The 22,282-nt window shown below is 54.9% G+C and carries 20 protein-coding genes; 8 read left to right on the plus strand and 12 right to left on the minus strand.

Translation table 11 applies throughout. The annotated features are described in order from the left end of the window. Both RBR60_RS16795 and RBR60_RS04535 read right to left on the minus strand, forming a co-directional pair. On the minus strand, positions 1–331 hold a 331-nt coding region (locus RBR60_RS16795), incomplete at its 3' end, for a transposase (protein WP_413815449.1). Then, positions 267–401, minus strand: coding sequence for a transposase (locus RBR60_RS04535; RefSeq protein WP_320354691.1), 135 nt, complete (start codon positions 399–401; stop codon positions 267–269). The genes RBR60_RS04535 and RBR60_RS16795, both read right to left, overlap by 65 nt. 196 nt (positions 402–597) lie before the next feature. Here RBR60_RS04535 and RBR60_RS04540 point away from each other — a divergent pair, with 196 nt between their 5' ends. Both RBR60_RS04540 and RBR60_RS04545 read left to right on the plus strand, forming a co-directional pair. After that, positions 598–1,155, plus strand: a complete 558-nt coding sequence (locus tag RBR60_RS04540) for a hypothetical protein (protein ID WP_320354692.1) — start codon at positions 598–600, stop codon at positions 1,153–1,155. A gap of 26 nt (positions 1,156–1,181) precedes the next feature. Continuing rightward, a complete protein-coding gene (locus RBR60_RS04545; protein WP_320354693.1) occupies positions 1,182–1,832 on the plus strand; it encodes a GNAT family N-acetyltransferase in 651 nt (216 codons plus the stop codon). A gap of 12 nt (positions 1,833–1,844) precedes the next feature. Here RBR60_RS04545 and RBR60_RS04550 read toward each other — a convergent pair whose 3' ends face one another. The 4 genes from RBR60_RS04550 to RBR60_RS04565 all read right to left on the minus strand — a co-directional run bounded on the left by RBR60_RS04550 (position 1,845) and on the right by RBR60_RS04565 (position 5,958). Further along, the gene (locus RBR60_RS04550; RefSeq protein WP_320354694.1) at positions 1,845–3,008 is read right to left on the minus strand and encodes a double-cubane-cluster-containing anaerobic reductase; all 1,164 of its coding nucleotides are present in this window, start codon (positions 3,006–3,008) and stop codon (positions 1,845–1,847) included. After that, positions 3,008–3,970, minus strand: coding sequence for an ABC transporter permease (locus tag RBR60_RS04555; RefSeq protein WP_320354695.1), 963 nt, complete (start codon positions 3,968–3,970; stop codon positions 3,008–3,010). The genes RBR60_RS04550 and RBR60_RS04555 overlap by 1 nt, the downstream gene beginning before the upstream one ends. Then, positions 3,967–4,728: an ATP-binding cassette domain-containing protein gene (locus RBR60_RS04560; RefSeq protein ID WP_320354696.1), complete on the minus strand. Its 762-nt coding sequence runs from the start codon at positions 4,726–4,728 to the stop codon at positions 3,967–3,969. Before RBR60_RS04560 ends, RBR60_RS04555 begins: the two co-directional genes overlap by 4 nt. Before the next feature lie 249 nt (positions 4,729–4,977). Further along, on the minus strand, positions 4,978–5,958 hold the full coding sequence (locus RBR60_RS04565) for a substrate-binding domain-containing protein (protein WP_320354697.1): 981 nt from the start codon (positions 5,956–5,958) through the stop codon (positions 4,978–4,980). 382 nt (positions 5,959–6,340) lie between these two features. Between RBR60_RS04565 and RBR60_RS04570 the strand changes: the two genes are divergently transcribed. Continuing rightward, the gene (locus tag RBR60_RS04570) at positions 6,341–7,291 is read left to right on the plus strand and encodes a DUF523 and DUF1722 domain-containing protein (RefSeq protein WP_320354698.1); all 951 of its coding nucleotides are present in this window, start codon (positions 6,341–6,343) and stop codon (positions 7,289–7,291) included. A gap of 46 nt (positions 7,292–7,337) precedes the next feature. Here RBR60_RS04570 and RBR60_RS04575 read toward each other — a convergent pair whose 3' ends face one another. After that, positions 7,338–9,029, minus strand: coding sequence for a methyl-accepting chemotaxis protein (locus RBR60_RS04575; RefSeq protein ID WP_320354699.1), 1,692 nt, complete (start codon positions 9,027–9,029; stop codon positions 7,338–7,340). Between the two features lie 398 nt (positions 9,030–9,427). Between RBR60_RS04575 and RBR60_RS04580 the strand changes: the two genes are divergently transcribed. After that, positions 9,428–10,330 carry a TIGR01777 family oxidoreductase gene (locus RBR60_RS04580; protein WP_320354700.1) on the plus strand — a complete coding sequence of 301 codons (903 nt, stop codon included), beginning with the start codon at positions 9,428–9,430 and terminating at the stop codon, positions 10,328–10,330. Between the two features lie 382 nt (positions 10,331–10,712). Then, positions 10,713–11,369, plus strand: a complete 657-nt coding sequence (locus RBR60_RS04585) for a PAS domain-containing protein (protein WP_320354701.1) — start codon at positions 10,713–10,715, stop codon at positions 11,367–11,369. Between the two features lie 39 nt (positions 11,370–11,408). Here RBR60_RS04585 and RBR60_RS04590 read toward each other — a convergent pair whose 3' ends face one another. The 4 genes from RBR60_RS04590 to RBR60_RS04605 all read right to left on the minus strand — a co-directional run bounded on the left by RBR60_RS04590 (position 11,409) and on the right by RBR60_RS04605 (position 16,214). Next, positions 11,409–13,022 carry a bifunctional UDP-sugar hydrolase/5'-nucleotidase gene (locus RBR60_RS04590; protein WP_320354702.1) on the minus strand — a complete coding sequence of 538 codons (1,614 nt, stop codon included), beginning with the start codon at positions 13,020–13,022 and terminating at the stop codon, positions 11,409–11,411. 165 nt (positions 13,023–13,187) lie between these two features. After that, the gene (locus RBR60_RS04595) at positions 13,188–14,372 is read right to left on the minus strand and encodes a histidinol-phosphate transaminase (protein ID WP_320354703.1); all 1,185 of its coding nucleotides are present in this window, start codon (positions 14,370–14,372) and stop codon (positions 13,188–13,190) included. 40 nt (positions 14,373–14,412) lie between these two features. Further along, complete coding sequence (locus RBR60_RS04600; RefSeq protein ID WP_320354704.1) at positions 14,413–15,192, minus strand: GNAT family N-acetyltransferase; 780 nt, start codon at positions 15,190–15,192, stop codon at positions 14,413–14,415. A gap of 20 nt (positions 15,193–15,212) precedes the next feature. Next, complete coding sequence (locus tag RBR60_RS04605) at positions 15,213–16,214, minus strand: GlxA family transcriptional regulator (protein ID WP_320354705.1); 1,002 nt, start codon at positions 16,212–16,214, stop codon at positions 15,213–15,215. Between the two features lie 725 nt (positions 16,215–16,939). Here RBR60_RS04605 and RBR60_RS04610 point away from each other — a divergent pair. Continuing rightward, complete coding sequence (locus RBR60_RS04610; protein ID WP_320354706.1) at positions 16,940–17,812, plus strand: alpha/beta hydrolase; 873 nt, start codon at positions 16,940–16,942, stop codon at positions 17,810–17,812. 47 nt (positions 17,813–17,859) lie between these two features. Here RBR60_RS04610 and RBR60_RS04615 read toward each other — a convergent pair whose 3' ends face one another. Further along, on the minus strand, positions 17,860–19,476 hold the full coding sequence (locus RBR60_RS04615; RefSeq protein WP_320354707.1) for a sigma-54 dependent transcriptional regulator: 1,617 nt from the start codon (positions 19,474–19,476) through the stop codon (positions 17,860–17,862). Positions 19,477–19,690: 214 nt separating this feature from the next. Here RBR60_RS04615 and RBR60_RS04620 point away from each other — a divergent pair, with 214 nt between their 5' ends. Then, the gene (locus RBR60_RS04620) at positions 19,691–21,475 is read left to right on the plus strand and encodes an acyl-CoA dehydrogenase (protein WP_320354708.1); all 1,785 of its coding nucleotides are present in this window, start codon (positions 19,691–19,693) and stop codon (positions 21,473–21,475) included. Positions 21,476–21,485: 10 nt separating this feature from the next. After that, complete coding sequence (locus RBR60_RS04625) at positions 21,486–22,238, plus strand: enoyl-CoA hydratase/isomerase family protein (RefSeq protein WP_320354709.1); 753 nt, start codon at positions 21,486–21,488, stop codon at positions 22,236–22,238. Positions 22,239–22,282 lie beyond the last annotated feature (44 nt).

Raw genomic sequence — 22,282 nt, forward strand, 5'->3', positions numbered from 1 at the left:
CCTCGCCCTTCAGCGTCCTGTACTGAATGTTCCCCGTGTTTTCGGTGTACCGGAAGGTTACCCTTCCTTCTTTGCTGGAAAGGATATTTTTTTCCGATATCACTCCCCGGTAGAGATAGCGTGAGAGGTATTTGATGGCGGGGAGGCCCTTTCCAACCCGCGTGCAATGTACCACCCATTCCGACCGGATTCCTGCCGGTACCGTCAGACTTTCTTTGTTCAGAGCATCAAGGAAGCGGGCACCAAAAACCTTTGTCAGGGCCTTTTCATTGAAAATGATACTTCCGGTCTTTTTTCTTCCACTGTCTCCTGTCTGTATCAATTCCTCCACCCGAAACCACCACATGCAGGTGGGGATGATACTCAAGTTTTCTCGAATGGGTATGAAGCACTATGGTCATGCCAATTTCTGTTCCAAGGTTTTTCGGAGTTAGACCAAAGTCTTTCAGTGCACTGGAAACACATGAAAAAAAGAATCTGTACACCTTCTTTTGATTCCGGTATGCAAGTTCTCTCAGCTCATAGGGAAGTGTGAAAGTCCCCATGAAATAATCAACCGGAAGCAGTCCGCGCTCAGTTCATTATGCTGGAGGACGAATGAAAAAATTACTCACGGTCTTGTCGACGATGTTTGTTTGTCTACTTGTTACATCGCCCGTTGTAGCAGATGAGCAGGTACCCAAACGATGGATGATTGGAACGGAATTGGATCTGGTTCCATATGCATTCGATGGATATTACCTATCCGCCGTGGCTGGCTATGGTAAATGGCGAACGAGATTTGTTCGCACAAACATAACCACCCCAGGCTTTGCAACTCAATCTGGCTTCGAGGACAATGAACTGAACGTTAATGCCTACATTGTGGATTACTATTTTAAAGATGGATTCAAAGGCTGGTGGATTGGTCCGGGTTACGAGACCTGGGATGGAAAAGTTAAGGAAAAGAGCAGCGGCATCAAAAAAACCTACAGGACTGACATTCTTACTCTCGGAGGGGGCTACACATTCCGTTTCAATGACCATTTCTATTTGAATCCTTGGGCGGCCGTCCACATACCCATCGGCGGCGATAAAGACATCCCGTTCGCTACAGACACGTTCAAGGTCCGGACAACGCCAGAAGTGTCAATCAAGATGGGAATAAACTTCTAAAAAGCAAAAAAGGTGACCCTTTTTGAATGACCATGAAAATACCCCAGGATCTGCCCCTTGATTTTCGACCGGCCGCTGCCACTTTGGAGGATGCTCTGTTCTTTGCGCAATGCCTCAATATCGCCAGTGATGGTCTCCCGCGTTTTCTGCTCGGCTCGAAGTACGAAGAAATTCTTGCACAGACCAGCCTGATTCCCGGTCATGACCTTTCCCTGGAGCATGTGCTGATCGCGGAACTTGACGAAAAACCCGTGGCCGTACTCAGCGGTATGCAAGCAGCAGTCATGGCCGATTTTTCCCCTGTACTGCGCTGGGCCGCAGGGAGACAGATCTGGCGGGCGGGTATTCTGGCCCTCGCCGCCCTCCCCCTTTTCGAAGCCATGTCAGAACACAATCCAAAAGACTGGTATCTTCAGGCTCTGGCCGTATCGGAGCAGCTGCGGGGAAAAGGGACGGGATCAAGGCTCCTTGCCAAGGCCGAAGAAAGGGCAAAAAGCTGTGGCGCGCACCGCATCACCCTGGATGTATCTTCGGGCAATGCAGCGGCGCTTCGCCTGTATCAGCGTATGGGATATGAACAGGAAAGAATCTCGTCCAGGGCCTGGCTGCTTGGGGGCCTGCGGGTGTACCGCCTGGGCAAAACCCTCCGGTCAGATGAAGAAAGCCGTATCCCTTGAGATGTGAAAGGATCACAGCATTTCAAGAAAGGCTTCCACCCGCACCCGCAGGTTTTCCGTATCTGAAGACGAATACCCCGTCTCCAGATGCAGACAGGGAAGGCCCGTTTCCTCCATGATACGGCTCACGTGGCGACTTTCCATAATATAGGGGTGGCAGTGGAAAAGGCAGGCATCCACCACAGCATCCACGCGGAAGGTATCTGCAAGGTCGCGCAGCAGGGCCATCCGTTCCGGATTGGGGCTCATGCAGGCGCAGGGGGTGTCCAGATAGTAACGGCTCAGGGCGGCAAAGGGATCATCCGTTTCAGGAATGCTGCGGTAAAAACCCTTCACGCCCGAGCAGTGTTCCTGAACCACCACCACAGCGCCGGAAGCCTCAAGGAGATTCAGGATCTTATCCGATCCTTTTCCCATGGGGCATCCCGTGAGGAGGATGCGCTTACGGCCTTTCAAGGACTTTCGCCCGCCCGCCTCAACGATTTCCTGAAGATTATCGTACAGCTTTTCCAGAAGCCCGATGTAGGCCTCCACATCCAGCCCGTAATTGCGGCTTTCCGTCACCAGCAGCATCTCAGAGCCGGAAAGGGGCAGAGGATCGGAAGCCATCATCCATGCGATTTTCCGCATCCATTCCCGGCGTCTGTTGAGAAGGCAGATGGCTTCTCTCAGGTTCCGGTCTGCAATCTTTCTTCCCGCAAGCCCTTCCAGGCGATCCCGTAAAACCGCAACCTCCCCCTGCCAGAATGCAAACGCCCCTTCACGCCTGTTGTCATAGGGAAGCTGCATCACATGGACATCCCGGCTCTGGCCAAGAAACTCGAACATCTTTTTTTTGCCGTCACAGGTGGTTTCCCCCACAATGAGATCCGAAGCCGCAAAAAAAGGACAGGTGCCTGTGATGGCATAGCCATAACTGGATTTGATGAGGGGACAGAGGGCCGCTGGCAGGTCCACCTCCGCAGCGGCAATGGGATCTTCCTTTTTACCGCAGAGGCTGACGGGAATCAGGCCTGCGGCCCGGATCAGCTCTTCCGGAGCAAAAAGGCAGAAAAGTCCCACCACGCCGATGCCCTTTTCCTGGGCTTCCGCCATTTCCAGAAGACAGCCCTCCCCCAGCGCCGCAAAGGGCGCAAGGGCCGAGCGGACCCTCTCTTCAAGATCGTCCTTTGTCATCACAATCTCCTTGATCCTGCCTGCATCCAGGCAAAAAGGGATACGGCAAAAAGAATCACACAGCCATGCACCATCCGGGTCCAGAAACCCGAAAGACCAGAGGCCAGAATACCCGCCTCAATGATTCCGATGATGATGGCCCCCACCAGGGTGCCGTACATGGTTCCCGCACCTCCGTACACGGACGTGCCGCCGATGAACACCGAGGCAAAGACAATGAGCATATAGCCTTCGCCCTGGGTGGGCCACCAGGAAGCCATTTCCGTTGTCAGCAGGATACCGGAAAGGGCTGCGCACAGGCCCATGAGTACAAACACCAGAATCCGGGTCCGGGCTACGGCAATGCCCATGGTGCGGGCGGCAAGGGCGTTGTCCCCCACAAAACGCACCGCATCGCCGAAAACATGGCGGGAATGCACCAGAGCAAACAGCACAAAGAGGCCCGCAAACCAGAGAAACTGAGCGGGAAAAATCCCCCAGAGACGTCCCGCCACCAGATCATGGAAAAGGGTTCCCCGGATTTCCGTAAGGCTGAGGGCCAGACCGTCCGCAACAAGGATGGTCGCCCCCCGCCAGAAAAACTGGGTGCCGATGGTGGCGATGATGGCAGGCACGCCCATTCCCACCACCAGAAGGCCGTTGAGCAGCCCCGCAAGAACGCCCACGGCAAGACCCGCCAGCACCCCGGCAAGGGGCATACCCGTGAGTTCAAAAAAAACGGCAAAGGCATAGCCTGAAGCGGCCAGTACGGAAGGAAAGGAAAGGTCAATCTCCCCTGCGGTTACCACGAAGGTCATGGCAAGGGCCATGATACCGGCAAAGGGAATTGTGGCCATGTAGGCCATGTAGATCCTGCCCGAAAGAAAGGTCTGCGGACTTAAGAGCATGAAGAGAAAAACAAGAAAAAAAAGGATAAAGGTCACCGCCGCCTGGATGCGGTTTTCATAGAGAAACCCCATCATCCAAGGCCTCCTTCGGACGCAAAACCCGTAAAAAGACCGATGAGTTCCGGAAGGGAGAGGTCCTCTTTTCTGTAATTGCCCACGGTACGGCCCCGGTCAAAAAAGACAAAGCGGTCGCAGCAGCGATGCACATGGGCCAGATTATGGGATACCATGATCGCAGCCTTTCCCTTTTGCCGGATTTCCTCCACAAAGCGCAGCACCTTTTCCACTTCCCCATGGGCCAGCGCCGTGGTGGGTTCATCCAGAATGACCAGATCCGCATCAAAAAACATGGCCCTTCCAATGGCAAGGCCCTGACGCTCCCCTCCGGAAAGAACGGAGACCGGCGCATCCGGGTGCAGACCCGCTCCGGAAAGGCCCAGGGTCTTTTTCAGCACTTCCGCCACTTCCCGTCGTTCCCGGTTTGCATCAATGAAACCCAAAGCATTGCTGTAATGGCGGCCCATGAAAAAATTTCTCCAGATGGGCTGTTTTTCCCCAAGGGCGCGATCCTGATGCACGGTTTCAACCCCAAGCTTTCTTGCACTGGAAACAGTATAGCGTTTCCAGTCGATGCTGCGGTTCTGAAGGTGCATGCTGCCCCCGTCCGGAGTTTCCACCCCGGAAATCAGACGGATGAAGGTGGTTTTTCCGGCTCCGTTATCCCCCAGAAGGCCGAGAACCTCCCCAGGCATAAGATCCAGATCCACACCCGCAAGGGCGATGACCTGACCATATCTTTTTTTAAGACTGCGCACCAAAAGCAGAGGCTCCATGGGTCTCCATAACTTTGGCGAAGGCCGGACGTTCCGGCCTTGTGTTCCAGAAAGCCTGAAAGCCATGAAGCTCTGCCCTTTTTTAATCAAGGACAAAGCCCATGGAATTCAGCATGTGATTTGAAAAATTGATTATTCAACAAGCGACTGCTCAAAAATGAAATGTTCTGGCTTCATGCTTGCTGTGGAACTTATTTCAAAAACTCCCTCTCCCACTGAAAAATGGGAACCCATGCAGAACTTAAAAAATTACCGCAGGCCCTTTTTCGCCAGAGGCTCCACCAGACCAAGATTGCCTGCGTGGATAAAACCGCTGCCCGTATCAATGGTGAGGCCGGAAAATCCGTATTTTTTCGTCAGAGCAATCTGCGCAACGGAAAGATAGCCCAGCAAAAAGGGCTGGGCATCCCCCACCAGATGGACATACCCGTTCTTGATGGCCGCTGCCGTGGCAGGAGACAGGGAAAAACCCGCCACAGCCACAGCACCCGGCTTCTGCCCTGCGGTGCGCAGAATGCTTTCCATCTGTGCCGTCAGGGAGCCATGGTCAATGATCATGAGCTTTGCATCCGGTCTGGAGGCCAGATATCCCGTCACCAGAGGAGCACCCAGGGAAGGATCCTGATCCACCTCAGGTGAAATCTCGTAATAATCCACCACGATGCCATGGGCTTCCAGGGTTTCCAGAATGCCCACAGCCCGGCGTCCCCGCGTGGGAAGACGTTTCAGGCCCCAGACAAAAACCCGGTCTCCCTTATTCAGGCTGAAACGCCGGATGGATTCTTCGGCCATGGCCTTGCCCTGACTGTAATTGTCCGGGCCGATGTAGCCGAAACCTTCGGCCTGGTATTTTCCCTGGGCTTCGGGAAGGGGGGTGTCGCAGGAAGTCACCAGAATCCCGGCTTTGCGGGCCTCGTCAATGAAAGGCGCATAGGCGGCATCTCCGGGATGGCCCATGACAACAATGCCATCCGGCTTCACGGCCACGGCCTTTTTGAAGTTTTCAATCATTTTTTCCGGATGCCAGTCCGAATACACCAGAGTCAAATCCACCCCAAGGTCTTGGGCTGCGGCCTTGGCTCCGTTCTGCACCACCGTGTTGTAGCTGCCGCCCACAGGGCCGCCCACATCAAACCAGATTTTAAGGCCCTGCCCCGTTTTCTCTCCTGCCATGGCCGTTGTGACCATCATGAGAAGACCCAGTACCAGACATCCCACTGACCTTTTCATTCTCCCCGCTCCTTATGTCATTGATTTTAATTTTTCAGGCTAACCTTGTCCCTCACCTTTCCGTAAGCATCCGATGGAAATCCGAGGTCTCTGCCCATGCAATTGGTTTTTTCTATACCCGGAAAATCAAAGCATGGTTACCTGCTATGGGAGGCAGAGGTCAAAATGATTTTTTCGATAAAAAATCAAAATACAATACAAAAAGTCAATGTGTATGGAAAAATCAGCCCCTGCATTTTCTTCGGGTTTTACCCGTATCCCCCCATGGTTCTTGTTTCTCCCCTTCCGCCTGTGCTAAATTCGGGAATCTGATCATTCCCATGGGGGCCTGAAATCAAAACCGGAGCCCTCCTCACCCTTATTCTTCTTTAAGGAAAATCCCATGCCCCAGTCCATCCTCCTTGGCGTCAGCTCCTGCCTTCTGGGAAATCCCGTCCGCTATGACGGCGGGCATCAACGGGATCCCTACATCATCCAGACCCTGGGCCAATACGTACGGTATCTGCCCGTATGCCCGGAAGTGGAATGTGGCATGCCCATTCCCAGAGAATCCCTGCGCCTTGTGGGGCCTCCTGAAAACCCTCGGCTTTTAACCCGCAAAACCGGCGAGGATCATACGGAAGCCATGCAGGCCTGGGCCCGGAAACGCCTGGATGCACTGGAAAAGGAAAATCTCTGCGGATTCATCTTCAAGGGAGGATCGCCCAGCTCCGGAATGGAGCGGGTCAAGGTGTACAACGAGAAGGGACATATGGTCACCAAGACCGGGGTCGGGATTTTTGCAAAGGCTTTCATGGAGCGTTTTCCCCTCATCCCCGTGGAAGAGGATGGCAGGCTGCACGACCCTGTGCTGCGGGAAAATTTCATCATCCGGATCTTTGCCCTCACCCGCTGGCGGGAAGCCAGAAAAGCCATGAAGCTTGGGGATCTTGTGGCCTTTCACACGGACAACAAGCTGCTCATCCTGGCCCACAGCACGGAGCATTACCGGGAAATGGGCCGTCTGGTGGCAAAGGGCAAGGCCATGGAGGCCAAGGATCTTTTCAGGGAATATGAAACCCTGCTGCTCCAGGCCTTAAGCCGTAAAAGTACGGCCAGGAAAAACACCAATGTGCTTCAGCACATGCTGGGATACTTCAAACAGATTCTGCCCGATGCGGAACGAAAGGAACTGCTCGATCTCATCACCCGCTACCATAAGGGTCAGCTTCCCCTCATTGTTCCCATGACCCTTTTCGGGCACCATGTCCGTAAATATGATGTGGCCTATCTGGCCCGCCAGACCTACATGAACCCCCATCCTGCGGAACTGGCCCTGCGTAATCACGTATAGGGGTTTGCGACAGGCTGTTATTTTTTAAGGCCTGTCGCCCTCCTTTTCAGACCCTGAACTGTCCCACCATCTTTTTCAGCGCTTCAGAAAGCTCCGAAAGCCCCTTTGCACTTGCACTCACCTGGCTGCCATTTTCTTCCATGGCGTCCATGGCATGGCGTATGCCCGCCATATCCTTGGCGACCTGATCCACAGCGCAGGCATTCCGGTTTGCGTTTTCATGAACCACATCAATGCCCCCGGCCACATCGCCCACATTACCCGAAATTTCCCTTGCCACGGAAGATTGTTCCTCAACAGAAGCGGCAATGCTTCCCACGGCATCACTGGCATCCCTGATCACCCTGGTAATCTCGCCCACTTCTCGGATGGTGACGGCAGCTGTGTTCTGAATATCCTCGATTTTCAAGCGGATATCCTGGGTGGCCTGGGCGGTCTGCCTAGCCAGTTCCTTGATTTCATGGGCCACCACAGCAAAGCCTTTGCCCGCTTCTCCGGCGCGAGCCGCTTCAATGGTGGCGTTCAGCGCCAGAAGATTCACCTGCTCCGAAATCTCCGTAATGGTTTCGATGACCTTTCCGATGCTGTCAGCCGACCCCTTGAAGCTGTCCATGTGAGAGGACATGCTGAAAGCCTTCCGCGCCGCATCATCGGAAACTCCCCTGGCCCGTCCCGCGTTTCCTGCGATCTCTCCAATGGTTGCCGACATTTCTTCCGAAGCCGCAGCCAAAAGACTGGTGTTCATCCTGGACTGTTCCAGTGCTGCGGCGGATCGGGACATGCTGGCGCTCATTTCCTCCGAAGCCAGAGTCACCTTACCCGTCCGTCCGGCAACCTCCACCACACCGCCCTGCATCTGATCCGAGATCGCAGCAAGCTCTGCTGACGATGCGGCCAGGGTTTCAACCCCTTCACCGATATCCCGAACAATCCCCTGGAGCTTTTCCACAAAGGTATTGAACCATCCGGCCAGATCCCCTACCTCATCCCTGCTGTGCACGGCAAGCCGCATGGTGAGGTCGCCGTCGCCCTGGGCAATATCCGCAAGCCCCCGGCTTACCTGAAGGATGGGCGCCACAATTTTCCCCAGAACAAAATGCAGGGTGATCAGGGCAAGGAGAAGAAAAAACAGAAAAAAGGAAGCAACGCCTGTGACAAGGCTTTGAAGCCCCCTTTTGATAATGGCGCGCACATCCGCTTCGGGAATACCGATGAAAAGAATGCCGATCAGCTCCTGGTTTTCATCCAAAATGGGATCATAGGCCGTCAGATAGGGTGCATTGAGAATTTCCGCCCTTCCCGTATAACGCCGTTTTTCCATGACTGACCCATAGGCAGCACTCTGAACTCCCAGCAGGGTACCCACGGCGCGTTCACCGTTATCCCTTAAAATCGTGGTGGCAATCCGCTTAAAATCCCGATCATCCCGCACAAAAACCGTTGCCACAACCCCGAGATCCCTCTGAATGGCATCCACAAGGTCAAAACGATTCCGGATGGAGAGACCTTCCCTATCCACAAGCTCTCCATCCACAAAACCCACCTTTCCGTAGTATTCCCTGAGGTAAAGGCGGGAGGATCGTATATCTCCCTCAAGTTTGCTCTGCAGGGTGGTCCCCACAAGAGTTTCTGCCATTGTGTCCGCATTCATAAAGGCAACCAGCCCCAGGCAAAGGCCTGTACTCAACAACATACCCGCCGTAATAAGCGCCAGTTTTGTTTTCATCCTGAAAATCATGCTATTCTTTCCTTCGTTTGCAGACGTTTCCCAAAATACCCCGAGCATCGCCATGCATACAAGGAGTATGCCACAGAATATTTTGCAAACTCTTTTAAATTCTTTGTATCAAAACGCCACCTTCTGTATGCTTGTTTTTCATAGACGCATCACGCACATATTACCGTCGAAGATTTTTCCAAAGCCAAACTCTCCGGAGCTCTTCCGGTGTCGTTGACTCAAACCGAAAACCCGGTGGCGCTTCGTCTTCCTGCACAGAAAAGCATTTCTGAAAACGGCTCATATTACTGTTATCCAGAAAAAGCAGACAAAGCTTGTCAAAAATCGCCAAATATTGTCGAAGATCCATCCGGACAACTCCGGCAGTAAACCATGATTCCTGGACATAAGGAGGTCTTATGCGTGCATTTATCACCGGCGGAGCGGGCTTTGTGGGTACCCGCATCCTTTCTTCTCTTCTGGAAAAGGGCGTGGAGGTTTCAGCAACGGATCTGGCCCCATCCCACCCAGTTCTCTCCCACGACAGGCTCACCTACATCCAGGCGGACACCACCCAGCCCGGTCCCTGGCAGGAGGCAGCAAAGGATGCGGATCTTGTCATCAACCTTGCGGGTCGCAGCATTTTTCACTACTGGACAAAATCCTCCATGGAAGCAATGCGAAACTCCCGCATCCTCACCACAGAAAACCTCGTATCCGCCCTGTCCGGCAAAAAAGGCCAGACCCTCATCTCCACCTCCGCCATCGGCTACTACGGCTCCTGCGGGGATGAAAAACTCAAAGAGGATCACGGGCCTGGGGACGATTTTCTCGCAAAGCTCTGTGTGGAGTGGGAATCAGCGGCTCTGGCTGCGGAACAAAAGGGGGTACGGGTGATCTGCATGCGCTTTGGCATTGTGCTGGGAGACCGGGGAGGCGCTCTTTCCAAAATGATCCCCGCCTACCGCATGGGCCTGGGAGGGCCTTTGGGATCAGGCGGGCAGTGGATGCCCTGGATTCATGTGGAAGACATTGTAAGGGCTGTGGATTTTTTTATGGAAAAAAAGGAGGCAAGGGGCGCTTACAACCTGGTAGGCCCGGAAAGTGTGACCAACGCCACCTTTTCCCGGACCCTGGCAAAACTCCTTCAGAGGCCGGATTTTTTCCGGGTACCGGCCGTTGCCCTGCGCCTTTTTCTCGGAGACTTCGGTGAAGTGCTTCTGGCAAGTCAGCGGGGGACTCCGGAAAGGCTTCTCGCCGAAGGTTTCACCTTTTCCTTTTCCAGCCTGGAGAATGCATTGAAGGCCGCTCTCAAGGCTTGATTCCTCGCAACCAGGGGACGCACCGCGTCCCCTGCACCGTAAAAATCCCCGCCTTTTTTCCCCCATGAAAATCTCCTTGCCCTCTGATTCGGCCTAATCTACCATAAAGCTGTTTTTTAATGGTTCTTTTTTCCAAAGCTTCCATGGACCCCTTGTCCCGCCTTCCTCTGGAATCAGCTTCGACGCTCTCCCCCTAACGTCCACCAGCCCTCAAGGGCCCGGCTCCTTCCATCAGGACTCTTCAGGACTGAAATACCCTGAAAAAAGAAGGGCTCTCCACCGGACTGCGCCATCATAAGGAAAAGAGCCAGCCAAGCGGCGTTTTCACATCTCCATGTACGCAGAACCTTGCCCCAGGCATCCTGAAAACAAAGGAAGACCCATGAGCGAAGAAGATCTTCACATCTATGCAAGCATCACCAACCGCATGAATGGCTTTCTTTATCGCTGCCTCAACGACGCCAACTACACCATGCTCTTTATCAGCGGCATGACCCGTGAGGTGACCGGCTATCGCCCTGCGGAACTTCAGGGCAACAGCCGGGTGGCCTATGCCTCCCTCATGCACCCGGACGACATCGCATCCGTGGATCAGGCCATTGCGGAAGCCATCAGCCGGAACGGCAACTGGAATATGGATTACCGCATCCGCTGCGCCGATGGGAGCCTGCGCTGGGTCAATGAGCATGGCGGAGCGGTCATGAACGAAAACGGTGAGGTGCTGTTTCTCGAAGGTGTTGTAACGGATATCAGCGCCCGGAAACAAATAGAAGAGGAACGCCACATCCAGATGGCCGCCATCGGAAAAGCGAGCAAGCAGATCATCCAGCAGACCCAGAACATCCTTGAGATGCTGGATACGCTGAAGCTTCTCAGCCTCAACGCAAGAATTGAGGCCGCCAGAGCGGGGGATGCGGGAAAGGGATTCACCGTCATTGCCGATGAGGTGAAAAATCTTGCCGATGAAACCGGAAAATCCGCAAAAGCCATCACAAGTCTCGTGCAGGAACTGGAAAAACTCCTGCATCAGCATGTCTGAGGCCCCCCTGACCATTACACGGAACCGGAGCAGCCTTCATCAGGGTACGGCAGTTCTCGCAGATGCTGGGGAAAAGGTCCGGAAAAACAGACTCAGGCTGTCCAGAAAACAGGCTTCCGGCTTCCGGGCTTTTTCTTCCACCGCCTTTTCCGCAATCCTTCCTTCCACCACCGGGTGAATCAGGCCCCGCTTTCGGACATAGGCTTCCAGGGCCGCATCCACGGCACCGGCTTCTCTTGTGGTGGGCAAATCCTTCAGCATCGTCATCTCACTGCCGCCTGCGGCGAGAAAATCATTGGTGGCCGCAAGGTAGTTTTTCTCCGGATCCAGGGGCTTGCCTGCAATGAGGACATCATGCACCCGACTTCCCTTAGGTTTTGAAGGGTCAATGGCATAAACCATTCCCGCCACATGGAGAAGGGAGCCGTCGGATCTGGGAAACACAGCCGCCCCGGTTTCCAGCACTTCCTTCAGGGTCTTTCCCGTAATTTTCTTGACCACGATATTGTTGCCAAAGGGAAGGATTTCGATGAGATTTCTGAGCGTGATATCCCCCGGCTCAACGGAGGTCCGCATGCTGCCCGCATTGATAAAAACAAGCTCCGCGCCGGAGGCTTCCAGAACGGCGTCCGCCACAAGGTTGCCGAGATTGGTTTCCCCCACCCGGATCTGTTCCCGGTCTCCATCCAGACGAATGGACGTACGGCCAATCACCTCGGAAAGGGCCGCCTCCTGCTTTGCCACAATGGCATCAATCAGGACCTTCAGTTCCGGATCTTCCGGTGCGGCCATGCCCGTCTCCCTGGAAATCAGCAAAGCGTCAACGGAAACATTTCCTTCCCCATCCAGACGCATGACCACCTTTCCCAGGGCCTTGTTGTATTCATGGGCGCTCACGATCAAAGTATCTTTCACCCTCAGGCCATGCTCCAGACGATCATGGCTGTGACCGTCCACAATGAGATGGATGCCCGTCACATTCTCCGCAATGGCCGAACTTCTGTATTCGGGCCGGGTGCCCACATCCAGCCCCAGATGCACCAGGGCAATGAGGATATCCGCCTCCTTTTTCAGGGTATCCACCATGCGTTGCGCCGTTGCCACCGGGTCTTCAAAGCGCAGCCCCTTCACCCCGTCGGGATGGGCCTTGGTGAGGGTTTCCGGTGTGGCGATACCAAAAACCGCCACCCGCAAGCCGTCATAGTTCTTCAGCACATATTCCTGCAAAAGAAGGGAGCCGTCTTCTTTTTTCACATTGGCCGCAAGAATGGGAAAGTCTGTCATGGCGGCAAGCTCCAGGACCCGCTTGGCTCCGTAATTAAACTCATGATTGCCCGTGGTCATGGCTCCATAGCCCATGGCATTCATGAGGGTCACCATGGTGGCTCCCTTTTCCAGGGTCACGATGGGCATGCCATGCAGGGCGTCCCCTGCGTCCAGCAGAAGAACATGGGCATGCTGCGCACGGATATCCCTCACCAGAGTGCTAAGCCGTGAAAGCCCCATGCCATCGGCATCCCCTGGCAGTACACGACCATGCATGTCGTTGGTATGCAGCACGATGAGCTCCCGGATCTCCCCGGCCCAGAGGCCTGTAGAAAGAAAGAAGACCACCGCAAGCACTCGCCACAAGACAAAAATCTTCCTTTGCATTTTCCCTCCAATCTCTCTTGGATCCACTACATCTCCCCGCCGCTTGCCGCAGCCCTACCATGGGAGGGTTTTTAGCCGGTATTGAGTCCCATGCGCCCCTTAAACCATCAGAACATCCAACTCATACAAAAGGGCGATCATCAGCAAAAAAAGAATTTCTTTTTATTAACACGTCACCTTGCGACAGGCATCAAGAAACTCTTCGTTCACCGCATCCCCATGCAAGGTCATTCGCAAAAAACCCTGATTCCGGATGCCGGTAAGTCGATTGAGGTTGGCGGTCAGAAAACCATGGGCGGCGAGAAAACCATGCAGTGCATCCGCTCCCAGATCTGCGTGGCGAAACATCAGCGTATTGGTGTCCGAATCCAGAAACTCAAACGCGTGAAGCCCTGAATCCTCCCTTTGGATGCGGGCCCAGAAACGATCTTTGCGCTCCTGGTTACGCCTGCGAATTTCATTGACATAGTCCGTATCCAGAACCGCAAGCTGGGCCATGTACAGGGAAAACCATGAAAAAGGAAACATGGGGCGATAGGTATTGACAGCCCTTCTGAGGGCCTCGGAGGAAGAGGCCATATAGCCGACCCTTGCGCTGGGCAGACAATGGATCTTTGAGAAGGTTCGCAGCACCATGAGATTCGGGTATGTTTTAAGCAATGCACTGGCGCTTCGTATACGATCCGGGGTGTCGCCATATTCTCCGTAGGCTTCGTCCACAACCAGCAGAGTCCCGGTTTTGGAGGCAAGGGAAAGCAGCGTTTCAATTGCATCCGCAGGAATGTGCTGTCCTGTGGGATTGATGGGATTGCTGATCCATAAAAGCCTGTATGCGCCATCCCTCATCTGCCCACAAAGACGCTCCACGGTATTCCCGTCCCAGCGCAGGTTGAAAAGTTCCGTAAAGCAAAGAGATGCCCCCATCCTGAAAGATACGTTTTCAAAAACATCAAAATTGGGGACAGGGATCAGCACAAAATCCCCAGGATCCAGCACCGCACGGGCGATGTGGTCAATGACGGACTCCAGACCGGCTCCAAAGACAAACCACTCCGGAGGGATGTCGTGGTGCAGTGCAAGCTGCCTGCGAAGACGCAGATAGCTGTTTTCCGGGTATTCCGTCAGACTGCCTGTGACAAGACCCAGAAGCTCAGGGGTTTCCAGCACATCCTGAATCAGCGGAGAAAAACCGTCGATGTTTTTGCCCACATCCAAGCGATGCACCCTTTTCAGGCCATACTTTTTTTTAAGGTCTTCCACCAGGCTGAGCTCATCCACATCCTTGTGCAGATAATCATTGGATTCTCTGGCAAAGGCAAGACGGGTAAGACGGGAAAGGCTTTCTTCCATACGCATGCCACCTTCCAATGAACTTTATGATCAGAGAGGATCAGGCGCTTCGGGAAAGAAGGTAATAGCTTTTGCGGCCTAGGCCGGTTATTTCTGAAAAAAAACTGGTGGCAATATAGGAGCGCCGATTCAGGTATTCTGTGAAAATCAGGCGTATATCCTGCTGCCAACGCAACGCCCTTTCCATGTCATGGATTTTCAGGGTTTTGAGATCTCCCGGAATTTCGAGAAGCACGGCATCGGCGTGGGGCATGTGCGTCGGGGAAGCCAGGGGATAGCGGATCATGGCCTCGGCTGCTGTGATGTCGTCTTTGTGCTGCAAGGACTCTTTAATAGAAGATCGCACCAAAAGTCTGTCCATGGGCATACCGGCATGCATGGCACAGGAAACATGGAAACAGTCTTCCATGTAACGGATCCCCCTGCCTCCCTGAAGACTCAGATAAAAATAGGCGTTGCGGCTTTCCATGGGATCATAGGTCCAGGCCATTTCCCGGATTCCCCTGGCAAGCAATTGCCTTGCCGCGGTCCCATGCAGAAGGTCGCCCACACGCTGATCCCGGAACGCATCCAGCACTCCCAGCATGTGCCCATAGGCCAGACCGGGTTCCATGGTAGCAAGGATAATAATCATCCCCACCATCTGGTTTTCCATGAACGCACCCAGAACAAGCCCGGTCTGCACATCCTGCATGGTCCAGACCTTAAGGCTGATGGGAGAGGTTGCGCCCTGATCATCAAGTCCCCAGATGGCTTTCTGCAAAGCCACACATGCGTCCAGCTCTTCTGGTGTGGACAGCACTCGTATTTCTACTCCCATGGCAGATTCCCTTCAGATTATTATGGGGCTGGGTGCCCCATCCCCCACTGGGTATGCGAAAACCGGCTCCGGTATTCCTTTGGCGTCATCCCCGTATGCTGCCTGAAAAGTCTGCGAAAGGAATGGATGTCCTCATACCCCACCTGAAAAATGATCTCGTGCACGGAATCGTCCGTTGTCTCAAGCCTCTCCTTTGCCTTCTCAATCCGGACACTCTGGAGGTATCCAAGGGGCGTCATGCCCGTAGCTTGTCTGAATCTCCGCTTGAAGTGACGGCTGCCGATCCCGGCCTTCTCCGCAACTTCTTCCATGGAGATACTGCCCGCATAATGGTTTTCCATCCAGAGCTGGCTTTTCAGAACCGCCGCATCCTTATGGTGCTTCCTGAAATCCGCCACCATAAAGGGAAGCTGGGAAGACCTGGAGGTATCCGCAAGCAGGGCTCTGGCGCATTGACGGGACAGCTCCGCAGACCCGAATTTACGGATCAGATGGAGACACAGATCCAGATAAGCCGTGGATGAGGCCGTGCAGTACACCCCGCTGTCTTCGGTGAAAATCCTGTCAATCTGAAGCTTTACATCAGGATAGGTTCTGTTGAACAAGGTAGCGAACATCCAGTTGGTGGTGGCCGTTCTGCCCGTCAGCAACCCCGCCTCCGCCAACAGAAACGCGCCGGTGCAGCTGGAGGCAATGGGAATGCCTTCGTTGTGCCGCGCCCGCAGCCATCCGCAGATCCGCGTTAACTGTGCGCTGTCCATCGTCATGGGCATGAAAAATGAGGGGACAATGACAAGATCCGCAGACGAGAAGGCATCCAGCGGGCCATCCGGCCGGATTTCAAGGCCTCCGTTCGCCCGGACGGATCGGCCGTCCAGAGAAGCCGTCCGGAATGCAAAGAGCCCGGCGCTTCCCTCCTCCATCCGCTGCCAGAGCATGTTGGCAATGGAAAAGGCATCCATAAAACCAAAAAAATGGGAAGCCATCATGCGCTCTTCGGCCATGAGCAGGATCTGAACCATCCCTTCTCTCCCTTACTTGCCCGCAGGCCTTTTTTATTACTCCAGATGCCCAGCTGTGAAACATCTGAAAATGGGACTTTTGTTCTGAATTTTTTTAATGAAACCCTCACCCCAACCCTCTCCCAGTGGGCTTATCTTTACCCATAAGTCCGGAATTATGAAATCAGAGGTACGAATATAGAGGAAATGGTGGGCAGCAGGCACAGGGGCCTTCCTTTAGAAAACAGGGGCTGCGCAATTCATTCGCAGGTACAGATTGTGTCTGCCCCACCTGCTCCTTTATGGCCTTGAGGCCGGTCGTTAGTATTGTCGTTAATGACCTTAATGACCTTAATGACCTTAATGACCTTAATGACCTTAAGGACCTTAAGGACTTTAAGGTCATTAAGGAAAGAGAGGGAAAAAGAGCATTTAGACACCCTCAAAACTACATTTTTGCAACTCAACAGGCTTGATAAAAATTGTGGGTAAAGCCCAGCCTGTGGGAGAGGGGCCGGGGGTGAGGGCAGAAAGCAATAAACAACCACGATGTTCATCCCTTGGTTTCAGAAATGACCGTGCCGAGTATAAAAAACAGCCATGTCCTTTTTGACCCTCAATATGTCACTTATGCCTCTACCCGGAAAAAGCGTCAAGGCATAAGGTCTTGATCCGTAAAGGGCCAAAAGCGGCCCGTTCAACAGCATCCCATGATTCCTGTCAGAAAGAAAAGGAAGAAAGCGCCGATGAGATCCAACCAGAACCGGAAAAAACTCCCGGAAAACGCCACCTGGCTCCGTTTCGGAACCAAAGGGATAGAAACCCATTTCTACCACGCCAACGGCTTTCCACCGGCCGTTTATGAGCCTCTCCTGTCAAGGCTTGCCCAGAAACTGCACGTCAGCGCCCTGGGCTACAGGGCCACATGGCCGGGAGCGGGAAAGCCTCCCCGGAACCGGAACTGGATGATGTACGCCGATGACCTCATCGCTTTTCTCGAAAGCCAGTGCCGGGAACCCGTCATCGGCATCGGCCACTCCATGGGAGCCACCTGCACCATCCTGGCTGCGGAAAAACGGCCGGATCTGTTCCGGGCAGTGGTACTCATCGAACCGGCCATGGTCTCACGTCCGCTCGCGCTTTTTGGCCGTCTCAGCCCCAAGGCCCTCATCAATCACATGGAACCTGCCAGAGGTACACTGCGTAAAACCGACACATGGCCAGATATGGAATCCTATCTGGAGTCCTGCAAAAAAAGCAGGATTTACCGTCATTTCGATGACAAAGCTCTGGAAAGTCTCGCCGCCGGAGTGACCTGGGGAGAAGACGGCAGGCTGCACCTGATTTTCCCCAGCATCTGGGAAGCCCACAACTACACCCAGCCGCCCAATGTAATGAAAAACATTGCAAGACTCACCGTGCCCTGCGTGGCTGTCCGGGGCAAACCCTCCATGTTTTTCACGGAAGCCATGTGGCGGGAATGGAAAAAACGCTGTCCGGGTACCGTGTTCAGGGAAAACCTCCATCACGCCCATCTTTTTCCCCTGGAAAATCCCCAGGCCTGCTGGGAAAGCATTGCCTCGGGCCTCCGGGAAATCGGCTGCCTGCCCGAGGACTAGCCCCTGCTCTCCCCAAAAGCGCCATGGGACCCTTGCATGGCGCTTCCTCAGCCCCAAAAGGCATCAGGCCGATGGGTCTCCGCCCGCCTTTCCAGCACAATCCCCATCTTCTTCATCCGGCTTCTTAAGGTGGAAGGATGGATGGCGAGAAGCCCCGCAGCGCCCTTCGGGCCGTCAATCCTTCCGCAACAGAGATCCAGAGCCGCAAGGATATGGCGGCGCATGGCTTCTTCCAGGGTCAGAAAATCCTTTATGCCTTCGGATGTCCTGCCGGTTTCTTCTGCCTCCTGCGCCTCGCCCGGCCTTTCCGAAAAGTTCTGCGTTCCGCCCCCCAGATGGGCAAAGGAAAGCCCCCTCCCCCTGCCCAGAATCAGCGCCCGCTCCATGACGTTCTCCAGCTCCCGGATATTTCCCGGCCAGGCGTAGCGTTGCAGGGCCTGCAGGTTGTCGGAAGAAAGCTCCGGCGGCGGGTCGAAATTCATCTCCCGGGATTTTTTACGGATGAAATGAAGGGCCAGGGCCTCCATGTCCTGAAGCCTTTCCCTGAGGGGCGGAATTCGGATGGGAAAGACATTCAGCCGGAACCAGAGATCCTCCCGGAAATGCCCTTCTTCCACCATGCGGTAAAGATCCCGGTGGGTGGCGGCGATAACCCGGGTATCCACTGCAATGGGCCGCTGGCCACCCACCCGGAAAAACTCCATGGACTGCAACACACGGAGAAGCTTCACCTGGGCGGCAAGGGGCAGCTCTCCGATTTCATCAAGAAAAAGGGTACCGCCGTCGGCCTGCTCAAAAAAACCCCGCTTTCTCTCCATGGCTCCGGTAAAGGCCCCCTTTTCATGGCCAAACAGCTCCGAATCCAGAAGGTTTTCCGCGATGGCTCCGCAGTTAACCCGGATCATGGGGCCATCGGCCCTGCCCGAAGCCCTGTGGATGGCTGAGGCGGCCACCTCCTTGCCCGTACCCGTTTCCCCGAAAAGCAGCACCGGCACCCGCAAAGGAGCCACCTGACGGATCATGGCCTGCACGGCCTGAAGAGCCGGAGAGCGGCCCACCATGCCGCCGGGATAGCCCAGCCTGTCCTGAAGCTGCTGTTTTTCCACCGCCAGCCGTTCATTGCGGCAGAGCACATCCCTGTGGCGAAAAAGGTTCAGGAGTCCGGCAAGGAGAGGTTTCCGGATCTCCCGCAGAAGGCTTTCATGGCCTCTGTCATAGCTGTCCTTGCCGCGGGCCACCATGCCAAAGGCCCCGATGAGCTCCCCGCCCATGCCGAACCCCAGCACCAGCACGGAATAATTGTTTCCTTTGCGGATTTCAGGCCCCGCCACATGGCTTCGGAAACGCTGATACACCTCTTCCAGAAGAGGGCTTTCGCTGCGGTTCATGCGCCAGATGGGGGCTTCCACACGGCTGCGGATGTCCGCCATGGCCTGCGGGGAGACCTGCACCTTTTCATCCAGAAGAATCCCCCGGTTTTCCGTGGCTTCGGCCAGATACCGAAGGGTGTCCGCAGTCAGATCCACGGTGAGGAGATGGATGAGATCCAGGGGAAAATGCCGGGCAAGGCAGGCAAAGGTGCGGTGCAGGGCCGTTTCCATGTCGAGACTGCTGAAAAGATGGCCCGTGAGTTCGGTGATCAGTGCTGCGGCATCCTTCTCCATGAAAAGCTCCCGTATAAAAATCTTGATATTTCGTGGAATTTTATTTTTTCACGGATTTTTCTACGACATTTCACGGCTTTTGGCGAGGCTTTTTAAGGTCATTTTATTTATTCTTATTAAAACAGGTATTTCAATAAACAATCCCCTCTGGCCCGGAATGTGAAAAGCCCTTTTCCTGAAACAGGTTCTTCATCCCACACCCCAAGGAGGTTCCATGGCCGAACGATTCATCCATATGCAGCATCTCCGCTTTCTGCTCCGTGAAGTCTTTGCCGAAGAAGGAAAGAACATCTTCTCCGAAAAGGATATGAAAAGCTGGGATCTGGTGCTCAATGCCGCCTATGATTTCGCAAAAACCGCCCTGCATCCCCTGTTCTCGGAAATGGACAAGGAAGTCCCGCACCTTGAAAACGGAAAGGTGCATGTGCATCCGGCCATCGGGCCTTTGCTCCGCCAGATGGGAAAGGACGGATGGATCTCCGCAGGTCTGCCCCAGGATCAGGGCGGCGACGGGCTTCCTGCCATGCTGCTCCATGCCTGCACGGCCATTTTCGCCTCTGCCAACTATTCCGCCAGCGTCTATTCCGCCCTGTCCATGGGTGCGGCACGGCTCATCGCCACCTATGGCTGCGAAGCCCTGCGGGATTTTTACCTGCCTCCGCTCCTTGCGGGTCGGTGGCAGGGCACCATGGCCCTCACCGAGGCGGAAGCGGGCAGCTCCTTAGGAGATCTGACCTGCACGGCCGCTCCCGCGGGCGAAGGCGTGTACCGCATCCAGGGCCGCAAGGTCTTCATCTCCGCCGGGGATCACGACGGCGTGGAAAACGTGGTGCACCTCATGCTGGCGCGCATTGCCGGAGCCCCTCCCGGAGTGAAGGGAATTTCCCTCTTTGTGGTGCCCAAACTCAGACCCGAGTTGGGCGGCCTTGCGGATAACGACATCACCGTCACCCAGATTTTCCATAAAATGGGCTACAGGGGCGCTCCCATTGCCGAGCTTTCCATGGGCGAAAGAAACGATTGTCTGGGGTATCTCATCGGAAAGGAAAACCGGGGGCTTGCCGCCATGTTCCAGATGATGAACGGCGCGCGTCTCGAAGTGGGCATGGGGGCCGCGGCCATTGCCACGGCAGCCTATCAGGCAGCTCTGGAATACACCAAATCCCGGAAACAGGGCCGCAGGATGGGGGCCTCCTCCAAATCCGAGCCTGTGGCCATCATTGAACATGCGGATGTGAAACGCATGCTCCTCGACCAGCGGGCCATTGCCGAAGGGGCCATGGCGCTGGTGCTGCAATGCGGCCTTTACGAAGACGGCCTGCACACCCTGAAAGACGAGGCTGCCAGAGAGCGTCATCTGCTTCTGGATCTTCTCACGCCTGTCGCCAAAAGCTATGCTGCGGAACAGGGAATTTTCAGTGTCAGCCAGAGTCTCCAGTGTTTTGGCGGATACGGATACTGCGAGGATTTTCCCGTGGAGCAACACTTCCGGGACATGCGCATCCACGCCATCCATGAAGGCACCACCGGTATTCAGGCCATGGATCTTCTGGGCCGCAAGGTAATGATGGAAAACGGTCTTCCCCTGCGCCTTCTGGGAAAAGAGATCCGCGCCACCCTGCAAAGGGCAGGAGAGGATGACAGCCTTGCCGCCATGGCAAAAAGTCTTGAAGAAGCCCTTCAGACCCTGGAAACCACCACGGCAACGCTGGGGCTCTGGGCCTTAGAAGCGGGAGCCGAAGCCTTTCTTGCCGATGCCACCCTTTATCTGGAGGCCTTCGGCCTTGTCACCGTAGGGTGGCAATGGCTGAAGCAGGCCCTCTCGGCCCGTGAAAAGCTTGGGAGCGCGAAGGGAGCGACAGCTTCCTTCTACGAGGGAAAAATCAGCGTCTGCCGGTATTTTTTCGCCTATCACCTTCCTAAACAGGCCGCTTTGTGCCATCGTCTCATGACAAAAGAAGCCCTGACCCTCGGTATCCCCACCGAATACTTCACCTAAAGGAGCAAAAATGAAGACCCTCAACTTCCGTCAGGCAGGCCGCATCGGCTACCTCACCCTGAACCGACCCGACAAATACAATGCCTTTGATCTGGAAATGATGGATGAATTTGAGGCCTTTCTCCAGGCAAGGCGCTACGACAATGAAACGGGTGTCATCATTCTCGATGGCGGAGCCTCAAGGGGCTTTTGCGCGGGCCTTGACGTGGAAACCTATGCCCCGGCCATCATGGCCATGAGCCCTGTGGATGCCTACAACGCCCAGGCCCGCCTGAGCCGCCTCTTTCTTGCCATGCGCCGCATTCCCCAGCCCATCATCTCCTGCGTACACGGCGCTGCAGCGGGCATCGGCTTTTCCCTTGCCATGGCTTCCGATATCCGCATCCTTGCCGATACCGCAAAATTCTCCGCAGCCTATATCAACATCGGCCTTGGCGGTGCGGACATGTCCTCCAGCTATTTCCTGCCCCGGCTCATCGGCGCAGGCCGGGCCTACGAGTATCTTCTCACGGGCAACTGGATGGATGCGGACACGGCCATGGCTCTGGGCTTTGCCAGCCGCAAGGTGAGCCGTGAGGCCCTGATCGAGACCGCCGAAGGCCTTGCAAAAACCATGATGGAAAAAAATCCCATGGGCATCCGCATGACCAAGGAAGCCATCAACGCCAACCTCGATGTGGGCGGACTGGAGGCGGCCCTTCAGATGGAAGACCGCAACCAGATGATGATTGCCTATACCTACCGCATGACATCCCCATCCTGAAAATTCTGGGAGTCCGGTTCTTTTTCCAGGATGTGAGCCGGACA

The sequence above is a fragment of the Desulfobotulus sp. genome (assembly GCF_034006065.1).
Classification (GTDB): domain Bacteria; phylum Desulfobacterota; class Desulfobacteria; order Desulfobacterales; family ASO4-4; genus Desulfobotulus.

Bases quoted from the DNA above. Each gene is read 5' to 3' on its own strand.
- RBR60_RS04565 (WP_320354697.1), bottom strand. From the start codon at position 5,958: ATGAAAAGGTCAGTGGGATGTCTGGTACTGGGTCTTCTCATGATGGTC.
- RBR60_RS04575 (WP_320354699.1), bottom strand. From the start codon at position 9,029: ATGATTTTCAGGATGAAAACAAAACTGGCGCTTATTACGGCGGGTATG.
- RBR60_RS04600 (WP_320354704.1), bottom strand. From the start codon at position 15,192: ATGGGAGTAGAAATACGAGTGCTGTCCACACCAGAAGAGCTGGACGCA.
- RBR60_RS04545 (WP_320354693.1), top strand. From the start codon at position 1,182: ATGACCATGAAAATACCCCAGGATCTGCCCCTTGATTTTCGACCGGCC.
- RBR60_RS04625 (WP_320354709.1), top strand. From the start codon at position 21,486: ATGAAGACCCTCAACTTCCGTCAGGCAGGCCGCATCGGCTACCTCACC.
- RBR60_RS04590 (WP_320354702.1), bottom strand. From the start codon at position 13,022: ATGCAAAGGAAGATTTTTGTCTTGTGGCGAGTGCTTGCGGTGGTCTTC.
- RBR60_RS04580 (WP_320354700.1), top strand. From the start codon at position 9,428: ATGCGTGCATTTATCACCGGCGGAGCGGGCTTTGTGGGTACCCGCATC.
- RBR60_RS04550 (WP_320354694.1), bottom strand. From the start codon at position 3,008: ATGACAAAGGACGATCTTGAAGAGAGGGTCCGCTCGGCCCTTGCGCCC.
- RBR60_RS04535 (WP_320354691.1), bottom strand. From the start codon at position 401: ATGACCATAGTGCTTCATACCCATTCGAGAAAACTTGAGTATCATCCC.
- RBR60_RS04540 (WP_320354692.1), top strand. From the start codon at position 598: ATGAAAAAATTACTCACGGTCTTGTCGACGATGTTTGTTTGTCTACTT.
- RBR60_RS04610 (WP_320354706.1), top strand. From the start codon at position 16,940: ATGAGATCCAACCAGAACCGGAAAAAACTCCCGGAAAACGCCACCTGG.
- RBR60_RS04585 (WP_320354701.1), top strand. From the start codon at position 10,713: ATGAGCGAAGAAGATCTTCACATCTATGCAAGCATCACCAACCGCATG.
- RBR60_RS04570 (WP_320354698.1), top strand. From the start codon at position 6,341: ATGCCCCAGTCCATCCTCCTTGGCGTCAGCTCCTGCCTTCTGGGAAAT.
- RBR60_RS04620 (WP_320354708.1), top strand. From the start codon at position 19,691: ATGGCCGAACGATTCATCCATATGCAGCATCTCCGCTTTCTGCTCCGT.
- RBR60_RS04615 (WP_320354707.1), bottom strand. From the start codon at position 19,476: ATGGAGAAGGATGCCGCAGCACTGATCACCGAACTCACGGGCCATCTT.
- RBR60_RS04555 (WP_320354695.1), bottom strand. From the start codon at position 3,970: ATGATGGGGTTTCTCTATGAAAACCGCATCCAGGCGGCGGTGACCTTT.
- RBR60_RS04605 (WP_320354705.1), bottom strand. From the start codon at position 16,214: ATGGTTCAGATCCTGCTCATGGCCGAAGAGCGCATGATGGCTTCCCAT.
- RBR60_RS04595 (WP_320354703.1), bottom strand. From the start codon at position 14,372: ATGGAAGAAAGCCTTTCCCGTCTTACCCGTCTTGCCTTTGCCAGAGAA.
- RBR60_RS04560 (WP_320354696.1), bottom strand. From the start codon at position 4,728: ATGGAGCCTCTGCTTTTGGTGCGCAGTCTTAAAAAAAGATATGGTCAG.